This is a genomic window from Nocardioides sp. (genome assembly GCF_034670285.1).
Lineage (GTDB): Bacteria > Actinomycetota > Actinomycetes > Propionibacteriales > Nocardioidaceae > Nocardioides.
Genome location: NZ_JAXMNS010000146.1, coordinates 1 through 8,257, shown reverse-complemented (window position 1 = coordinate 8,257; position 8,257 = coordinate 1). Strand labels below are relative to the sequence as shown.

Below are 8,257 nucleotides of genomic sequence, written 5' to 3'. Positions count from 1 at the left end.
GTGATCGGCCGCGTGGGTGACGACCTGCTCGGGCTGATGCTCACCAGCAAGGACAACACCTCGCCGCGCGACCCGCAGGGTCCCGACGAGCGGCCGCGGTGGTTCGACCTCGGCGCCGGCGAGTGGGACCGGCAGCGGCGCCCCAGCGAGGTCCGCCTCGACCGGGTCCTGCGGCTCGCGCCGAGCGCCGTACGACGAGAAGGGGCGGTGCTCGACCGGGCCCGCTTCGACCAGGTGGCGGACGCCGTACGGGAGACCCTCGGCTGGTAGCCGCTCACGGAGTTCCGTTGAGTCTGCGTTTGGTGACACCCGGTGTCACCAGACGCAGACTGAAAAGGTTCAGCAGGTAGGGCAGGGCAGGAACGGGTCTGACCAGCCGCGCCGGGTGAGCAGGGTGCCGATCTTGCTGATGGTGGCGCAGCCGTCGCGCAGCACCTGGCCGTAGGTGAGCCGCACGGTCTGCTCGCCCGAGTCGATCGCGGTGTCGAGGTCGCGCCCGTAGTCGCGGTCGCGTGCGCCGGCGGTGTCGTGGAACGGCCGTCCGTCGAGCTCGACGATGATCCCGAACGCTGCGTAGAGCACGTCGCGGTAGAAGGCCCGGTCGGCGGGCTGGTCGCGGTGCTGCCGCAGGCCGCGGGGGAGCCCGTGGCGACGCTCGAGGAGGAGGTACTCGCGCTCGAGCACCGAGCAGGCGCCGTCCGAGAGGTCGGCGAGCAGCGCCAGCAGCTGCGCCTTGCCGGTGACTCGCGCCCGCCCGCGCAGAGCGGCGGCGATCGCCTCCGCCGAGGTCTCCCGGGTCTGGCAGGCGTCGGCGAAGACCTGGAAGGCGGCCGCCAGGTCGCGCTTGCGGGAGGCGACGTCGATGGCAGCGTGCTCCAGCCGGAGACGCGGCGGGGCGCTGAGGGGATCGAGGCGCTCGTCGAGGTGGGCCATCCGGCGGGCGTGCACTCCGGGCACCTGGGTGATCCGGCTCCGGTGGCCGACCGCCACCTGGATCAGGCCGCCACGCGGTGGTCGCGGCAGCGCCGACTCCCAGGCGAGCGCGGCCGGGGAGTGGAAGAGCACGCCGGCCCAGGCACGTTGCTCCCAGGTCAGCGGGCCGGTGTGGTTGACGTAGACGCCCGGATGGACGACGCGCAGGTCGCGCCGCAGCGCCCGTCGCAAGTAGGTGGGGGTGGCGCCGAGGTCAATCAGCTGGGCACGGGACACGACGCCGTGCTGCACCCAGCGGTTGAGGTGGGCATAGGCGTCATGGTCGAAGCCGGACATGGCTCGATGGTCCGGGGCGGACCGGCCGGATCAGGCGCGGATGGCGCGGCGCAGGCGTCGGCTGATCAGCTCGCTGGCGACGCTCACCGCGAAGGAGGCGAGCAGCAGCGTGGTGACGACGGGGAAGCGGAAGAGGTTGAGGTTCTCGGCGAGGAGGCGGCCGAGTCCGGCAGCGCCGACGATGCCGACCACGGCCGTCTCTCGCACGCAGATCTCGAAGCGGTAGAGGGTGTAGGTGATCAGCTGCTGGGCCGAGGCGGGGACGACGGCCGCCACGGTCGCGAGGCCGCCGGCCACGCCGGTGCGACGCAGGGCGTCGCGTGGTGCGGGGCTGACGCTCTCCCACGACTCCGCGACGAGTCGCCCGAGCACACCGCCGGTGTAGACCCCGAGCGCGAGCGCGCCGGGCAGGACGCCGGGGAAGAGGGCCAGCAGGGCGATCACCGCCCAGACCGTCGGTGGCACCGAACGCAGCACGAGCAGCACGACCCGGGCCAGGCCCCAGGCCACCCAGCGCGCCACGCGCGCGCCGACGGGCGCAGGCGGACCGCTGCGCCGACCCGCCGAGACCGCCCACGGGGAGACCACCACGGTGATGACCACCGCGATCATCATCGCGAGCACCGCCATGGCGAGGGTGTCGAGGACGGCGCCGGTCACCGGCGCCCAGCCACCCTGCGGGAGCTCGGGCGGGATCAGGTCGTCGAGCAGGCTCGCCGTGAGCGCGCGGGTGCGCTCGCTGGTGAGGCCTGAGAGCGACACGCCGGAGGCGATCCAGGCGGCGACCAGGCCGGGGACGACAGCGATCGCCGACCAGCGAGCCCACCGCGAGCGTGAGCTCCTGGAAGCCCCGTCGGATCCCTCGGGCCCGTCGGACTCAGCGTCGCCGGCCGACCACTCCGAGCAGCTCGCCACCGCCATGTCGGACCGCAGGCGGCCGCTCCAGAAGTCGACCAGGGCAGAGAGCAGGATGACCGCCGCGATCAGGGTCCAGACCTCGTCCCAGTTGCGCGAGCTGAGGCTGACGACCAGCTCCTGCCCGAGCCCCCCGACACCGACCGCGCCGAGCAGCACCGTGGAGCGCACGGCGCACTCGAAGCGGTAGAACGAGTAGGAGAGCATCAGCGGCCCGGCCGGAGGCAGCAGCGCGTAGACGACCGCCGGCAGGGCCGGCGCTCCGGCCTGGCGCAGGGAGGCGAGCACCGTGGTGGGCAGCGCGTCGAAGGTGTCACCGAAGACCTGGGCGGTCTGGGCGCCGAAGGGCAGGGCGATCGCCAGGACCGCGACCAGGGGGTCGAGCCCGAGCACGCTGACGAGCAGCAGGGCCCACACCAGCTCGTGGATCGAGCGGATGGCGACCAGCAGGCCGCGCAGCGCGGTGCGGATGATCCGCAGCGGGAGTGGTGGCCGTCGCGACAAGGCGACATCGCTGAGCACGAGTCCGCCGAGCACGCCGATCACCAGTGCCGCGGCCGTGCCCAGGGCGGCGAAGGCGAGCGTGGTGATGGTCGCGTCGAGCACGACACCGAGGAAGTCGGCATCGAGGCGTGGATCGAGGGCCTTCGCGAGCAGGTCGCCGATCAGCGGCACCCCACCGGCGTTGACGATGTCGCCGCTGTCGGGGAGCGAACGACGCACGGCCCAGACCAGGGGGAGGAGCACGACGAGCGCCCCGGCGAGCCGACGCAGGGCGACCGTGCGGCCGGTGACGCGGCGCGCGGGCCCGGGGGACTCGCGGCGCTCGCGCTCGGACGTCGGCTTCTCGTCGACGTCGAGGAGGTGGGTCATCGTGGGTCCGCTCGGCTCAGGCTCGGGCGTAGAGCTCGTCGAGGCGGTCGGTGGCGAGGTCGGCGATCGGGGTGTCGAAGACGAGGCGTCCCTCGCGCAGGCCGATCGCGCGGGTGCAGTGCTCGCGGGCGAGCGGCGGCTGGTGGAGGGTCACCACGAGGGTGCCGATCTCGTCGGAGACCCGGGAGAGCAGGCGCAGGATCTCCGCGGCACGGGTGGGGTCGAGGCTGGCGACCGGCTCGTCGGCCAGCACCAGCTCGGGACGCTGGATGAGCAGCCGGGCGATCGCCACCCGCTGCCGCTCGCCGCCCGAGAGCCGCTCGGTGCGCTCGTGCACGGCCCACTCGAGGCCGACCGAGGACAGGGCGTCCAGCGCGCGCTGGTCGGGACGTGGCCACGCAAGCGCTGCCAGCGACCTCGCGGCGCCCCACTCGGCCAGTCGCCCCGCGGTGATGTTGTGCAGCACTCGCACCTGCTCGATCAGGTCGAGACCCTGCGAGATGGTGCCGATCCGTCGCTGCAGCTCTCGACGCGGGCGGGAGGCCAGCCCGACGGTGGGCGCGCCGAAGAGCTCGACGGTGCCCTCGGAGGGCTCCAGCGATCCGTTGAGCAGGCCCAGCAGGGTGCTCTTGCCGGCGCCGGAAGGTCCGAGCACGGCCAGTCGCTCACCGGCCCGAAGCGTCAGGTCGATCCCGGCGAGGGCAGGGGCGCCGCCGAAGCTGCGCCCCGCCCCCCGGAGTCGTACGACGACCGGCGCGCCGGCCTGGCTGTCGTGGTGGTCGTGGTCGTGGTGCTGCTGGCTCACGCGAGCAGGTCCAGCTCCTCGGCCACGGCGCGGATCTGGTCGTAGTTGGCGTTCTCGGTCGGGATGAACGAGGTGGCGCCGAACAGGTCCAGGATCGCGGCGTCCTCGGGCACGGCCGGGTCGAGGCCGAAGAGCAGCTCCTTGATGGAGTCGAGCGTGCCGGCGCCGTACACGTCGTCGATGTCGGGACGCGCCAACCAGTGGTAGTCGAAGTAGGTCGGGGTGCGGAAGAGCACGACCACGTCGGAGAGATCGACCTCGCCGGCCTCGACGGTGGCGTCCCAGACCTGGGAGTTGACGGCGCCGACCTCGAAGCTGCCCGAGGCGACGGCCTCGATCGTGGCGTCGTGGGAGCCCGAGAAGCCGGGCGATCCCTTCAGGTCGTCGAGGGCGAGCCCGGCCTGGTCCATGAAGTGCTGCGGCATCAGGCGCCCCGAGGTGGAGGTGTCGGAGCCGAACGTCAGCGACTTCCCGGCCAGGGCGGTGAGGCCGTCGACGTCGTCGAACGCCTCGAGGCCTGAGGCCTTGGTGGCGATGAAGAGGCTGGTGAACTCGGCGTCGATGTCGCGCTGGGCGATCGCCACGGCGCCGTCCACGCGCTGGGCGGCCTGGACGCCGGTGAGGCCGCCCATCCACGCGAGGTAGAGGTCGCCGACCTCGAAGCCGCGGACGACGGCGGGGTACTCGGTCACGGGCGTGTAGGTCACCTCGAGGCCGGTCGCCTCGGCGAAGCGGGCCGCCACGTCGCCGTACAGCCGGTTGAGGGCCTCGGGGTCCTGGTCGGGGATCGCCGAGATCGGCAGGGGGCCCGCGGTCGAGCCGGACGTGCCGGCGCCGCCGGAGGAGCTGTCGTCGGTGCCGCAGGCAGTCAGCACGACGAGGCCGGAGGCGCCGAGGAACAGGCCGCGTCGGCTGGTGGTGAGGCGGGGCAGGTCGGTGCGCTTCATCGATGGTCGCTCTCGGTGGTGGAGGTGGTGGAGGAGGTGGTCGGGGACGGGACACGCGCAAGGAGGAAGGCCACGAGGGCCACCGAGAGGAACAGCGCGGCCGAGGTGGGGTTGCCGCCGAGAATCGGGTCGGTGAACCCGATCTGGGCATGCAGCGAGACGGCGGCGAGGACGCCGAGCGCCGCCGCTGCCTGAAGAAGCCGGTCGATGCCGCCGCGAATGCCCACCAGGAGCAGGACGCCGACGACGAGCATCACCAGCGCCCCGACGAGGTTGTAGGCGCCGAGCGAGAGCGACGGGTCGCTGTCACCCAGCGTCGGTCCACGGGCGGCGAAGGGGTCGCCGAACGACTTGAGCGCGGCGATCAGGCCGGTGACGATGGCCAGCGCAGCCCAGACCTGGCCCAGGGTGCGTCGCGACGTCGTCCCGGCCCGGACCCCGTCGGTGCCGAGGACCCGCCCGGCCACGCCGAACACCAGCACGAGGTGGGCGCCGACCATGAGGAAGTAGGCCCACGGCCACTCCTCGGGGGCGTAGGCGACCGAGAGCCCGATCGCCACCGACTGGGCCAGACCGATGAGCGCCGCGAGGCGCACGTAGGTGCCGGTCAGCAGCATCACGGCGAGAGCGGTCTCGGCGATGAGCACCACCCAGCCGAAGACCGGGAAGACGGGGAGGATCAGGTTGTCGGTGATCCAGGCGTACGGCGCCAGCACGGGGTAGTCAACGGCGTACTTGGTGAACTTGTAGAGACCGTTGCCGGCCTCCTCACCGAAGTTGGGCGCGCGCTTCCACGCCACGTTGTAGAGCCACATCAGGCCGAGCAGGATGCGCAGCACCGCGAGCGCGATCGACTGCGCGCGCTGGTTGGTCTCCGGAGTCGGGTCGAGGGCCCAGGCGAGCGCTCCCTTGCCTCGGGTCATCAGCGAGTCACGCACAGCGGAACACCTCCCGGCCGGCCGCCGAGGCGGCGTCCTGGACCTTGAGGGTGTCGCGGACGACGCCGAAGATCTCCTCGAGGTCGAGCGGGGCGTCGGCGATGCGCATGTGGGGGTTGGTGACCGCGACCGGGTGCCACCAGGCGCCGTCGGCGGTGATCACGGGCTCGGGCTCGAGGGAGTCGATGGAGACGTGGATGCCTCCGTCGGCGAAGCCCTCGGCCGCCACCGGGCGGATCACCCGGTCCTCCTTGGCGATGCCCTCGGCGTCAAGACGTTCATGCAGCTCACGCACCCCTTCCGGGTCCTCGTCGAATCGCGTGGCCGCGATCTTGACCCGGAAACCCAGTGAGTGGGCCAGACCAATCCCGTCGAGGGCGCGCGCCCACGATCCGGCGCCGCGCATCTTGTCGTGGATCTCCGGCGTCGCGGAGTCGAGGCTGACCTGCATCACCACGGACCGGTCGATCGACTCGAGCAGTTCGCGACGTCGTCCGCGGTGGAAGACCATGGCGTTGGTGAGGATCGTGCGCTCGAGGCCCTCGGCGGCGTCGACGAGCTCGCCGAGCTGCGGGTGCATGAAGGGCTCGCCGCCGGTGAGCAGCAGCTCCTTGCCGCCCTGCTCGCGGAACTGGGCGAACAGCGGGCCGACGACGTCGGGGTCGAGGCGTCGAGCGGCGGCCTTGGGCGACGACTCGGCACAGCAGTAGAGACAGGCGAGGTTGCAGTCGAAGTTGGTGTAGGCCCACAGCCGGTGGCCGACCGGGGTGCGGTCGCCGATGCTGAAGACGGTGCCGGCGTCGGGGGCCGAGGCGCCGTCCTTGCGCACCGAGAACCACCACGGGCCCGAGTCGGTCTCGGCGAGGCGGTCGGCGATCTCGTGGCCCACGAGCTCGGCCCAGACCGGCAGGTCGACCTCCACGCTCGGCTCGGCGCTGCGGATGGCGAGCAGGTCGCCGGCCTCGAGGCGACGCATGGCGCGGGTGATCAGCAGCAGCAGACCGCTGCCGCAATCCATGTCGCCGCCGTCGATGAGGCGGGCGACGTCGCCCAGGGGCGTGCTGGTCGGGGGCGTGCTGGTTGCGGGCATCTGCTCAATCTAGTCGGGTCGGCCCACCCCGAGAGTGGATCGGGATGACGAGTTGGTGACGGCCCTGCGGAGTCGCGGCCTAGGGTCGGGGCATGGCCGATGCTGATCTCTACCGTCCCGAGGACGCCGCTGCCCGCTCCGACTACTGGGAGAACGTCCACGACGGCAAGGACGAGGACGGCGTGTCGTGGTGGCAGTCGGTGCCCGAGCTGTCGCTCGGTCTGGTCGACGAGACCGGACTCGGCATCGACCGGTCCGTCATCGACGTCGGGGCCGGCTGGTCGACGCTGGTCGACCATCTGGTCGAGCGCGGGTACACCGACCTGACCGCGATCGACCTGTCCATGACCGCGCTGACCACCGTGCGCGAGCGCGTCGGTGCGGTGCCGGGCCGCCTCGACCTCGACGTCGCCGACGTCCTCGACTTCCGCCCCGGGCGCACGTTCGCGCTGTGGCACGACCGTGCCGTCTTCCACTTCCTCACCGAGGAGGACGAGCGTGACGACTACCGCCTCTCCCTCGAGCACTGCCTCGAGCCGGGTGGCTTCGTGGTCGTGGCGACCTTCGGTCCGGACGGTCCGCTGACCTGCAGCGGATTGCCGATCGTGCGCTACACCCATGAGGAGCTCGCCGCGGAGTTCCCGGGCTACCGGCTCGTCTCGACCAGCGGCGAGGACCACGTGACGCCGTGGGGCACCCGCCAGCAGTTCACCGCGATCCTGCTGCAGCACGAGGGCTGAGGTCCTGACCGTTCGCTCGGTCGCAGCAGCGGATGCGCGACCGAGCGACCGGCGAGATCAGGCGGGCTTCGGCAGGGCGGACTGCTCTTCGCGGCGCAGGAGCCAGCGCACCACCGGGTAGCCGGTCAGCAGACCGACGACCACGCCGAGCTGCATCAGGAACCAGAACGTGCCCTCGGACGCGGGCGGCATCAGGTTGTTGAGGTGCAGCAGGACCATCCAGCCGACCATGCCGACGTCGAAGGCGCTGACTGTGATCACCGCGGCGACCACGGCAGCACCGATGGTCACCGTGCCGGCGCTGTCGGCGTGCGCGCCGGTCACTCGTACGTACAGCGCGACCATCGCGATGGCGAGCACCGCGATGACGAGGATCATCGGCCACATGTCCATCCCGGCGATGGTCCAGCCGATCGAGATCACGAGCGGCACCGCGACGAGGTGTGCCACGGCGGAGGCGCCCCCGCCTGAGAGCAGGGCCAGGGCGGTGCCGCTCGTGGCGTGCGCCCGTGCCTCGTCGGGCTCGTGGGTCGCCTGCGCGGTGTGCTGCCCGGTCGGGGCGACTCGACTCGCCCGGCCTCGCCGCGCGTAGAGCGCCACCGCGAACGGGGCCAGGTAGAGCGCGGAGGCCACCCAGACGAGCTCGTCGGCGACGTGCAGCTGTCGACGGCGCAACAGAT

8 protein-coding genes and 1 pseudogene are annotated in these 8,257 nt (G+C 72.2%); 2 read left to right on the top strand and 7 right to left on the bottom strand.

The features are described 5' to 3' along the window. Positions 1 to 270 (top strand): annotated as a pseudogene (locus VOI19_RS09115) (type II toxin-antitoxin system PemK/MazF family toxin); the annotation flags it as partial. A gap of 69 nt (positions 271 to 339) precedes the next feature. On the opposite strand, the gene VOI19_RS09110 reads toward VOI19_RS09115, so the two are convergent. From VOI19_RS09110 to VOI19_RS09085, 6 genes are read right to left on the bottom strand one after another with little or no spacing between them, the layout of a single operon-like run. After that, a complete protein-coding gene (locus VOI19_RS09110; protein WP_323792651.1) occupies positions 340 to 1,269 on the bottom strand; it encodes a hypothetical protein in 930 nt (309 codons plus the stop codon). Positions 1,270 to 1,299: 30 nt separating this feature from the next. Then, positions 1,300 to 3,057 (bottom strand): PhnE/PtxC family ABC transporter permease, encoded by a 1,758-nt coding sequence (locus VOI19_RS09105; protein WP_323792650.1) that lies wholly within the window; start codon positions 3,055 to 3,057, stop codon positions 1,300 to 1,302. A 16-nt stretch (positions 3,058 to 3,073) separates the two neighbouring features. Continuing rightward, a complete protein-coding gene (locus VOI19_RS09100) occupies positions 3,074 to 3,862 on the bottom strand; it encodes a phosphonate ABC transporter ATP-binding protein (RefSeq protein WP_323792649.1) in 789 nt (262 codons plus the stop codon). After that, the gene (locus tag VOI19_RS09095) at positions 3,859 to 4,809 is read right to left on the bottom strand and encodes a putative selenate ABC transporter substrate-binding protein (protein ID WP_323792648.1); all 951 of its coding nucleotides are present in this window, start codon (positions 4,807 to 4,809) and stop codon (positions 3,859 to 3,861) included. The genes VOI19_RS09100 and VOI19_RS09095 overlap by 4 nt, the downstream gene beginning before the upstream one ends. Continuing rightward, positions 4,806 to 5,747, bottom strand: coding sequence for a hypothetical protein (locus tag VOI19_RS09090; protein ID WP_323792647.1), 942 nt, complete (start codon positions 5,745 to 5,747; stop codon positions 4,806 to 4,808). The genes VOI19_RS09095 and VOI19_RS09090 overlap by 4 nt, the downstream gene beginning before the upstream one ends. Beyond that, a complete protein-coding gene (locus VOI19_RS09085) occupies positions 5,740 to 6,837 on the bottom strand; it encodes a radical SAM protein (protein ID WP_323792646.1) in 1,098 nt (365 codons plus the stop codon). Before VOI19_RS09085 ends, VOI19_RS09090 begins: the two co-directional genes overlap by 8 nt. A 92-nt stretch (positions 6,838 to 6,929) precedes the next feature. Between VOI19_RS09085 and VOI19_RS09080 the strand changes: the two genes are divergently transcribed. Further along, positions 6,930 to 7,577, top strand: a complete 648-nt coding sequence (locus VOI19_RS09080) for a class I SAM-dependent methyltransferase (protein ID WP_323792645.1) — start codon at positions 6,930 to 6,932, stop codon at positions 7,575 to 7,577. 57 nt (positions 7,578 to 7,634) lie between these two features. Here VOI19_RS09080 and VOI19_RS09075 read toward each other — a convergent pair. Next, on the bottom strand, positions 7,635 to 8,257 hold a 623-nt coding region (locus tag VOI19_RS09075), incomplete at its 5' end, for a DUF4396 domain-containing protein (protein ID WP_323792644.1).

What these genes read in the sequence shown, in the direction of transcription:
- VOI19_RS09110 (WP_323792651.1), bottom strand. Translation starts at nt 1,269, where the DNA reads ATGTCCGGCTTCGACCATGACGCCTATGCCCACCTCAACCGCTGGGTG.
- VOI19_RS09105 (WP_323792650.1), bottom strand. Translation starts at nt 3,057, where the DNA reads ATGACCCACCTCCTCGACGTCGACGAGAAGCCGACGTCCGAGCGCGAG.
- VOI19_RS09095 (WP_323792648.1), bottom strand. Translation starts at nt 4,809, where the DNA reads ATGAAGCGCACCGACCTGCCCCGCCTCACCACCAGCCGACGCGGCCTG.
- VOI19_RS09085 (WP_323792646.1), bottom strand. Translation starts at nt 6,837, where the DNA reads ATGCCCGCAACCAGCACGCCCCCGACCAGCACGCCCCTGGGCGACGTC.
- VOI19_RS09080 (WP_323792645.1), top strand. Translation starts at nt 6,930, where the DNA reads ATGGCCGATGCTGATCTCTACCGTCCCGAGGACGCCGCTGCCCGCTCC.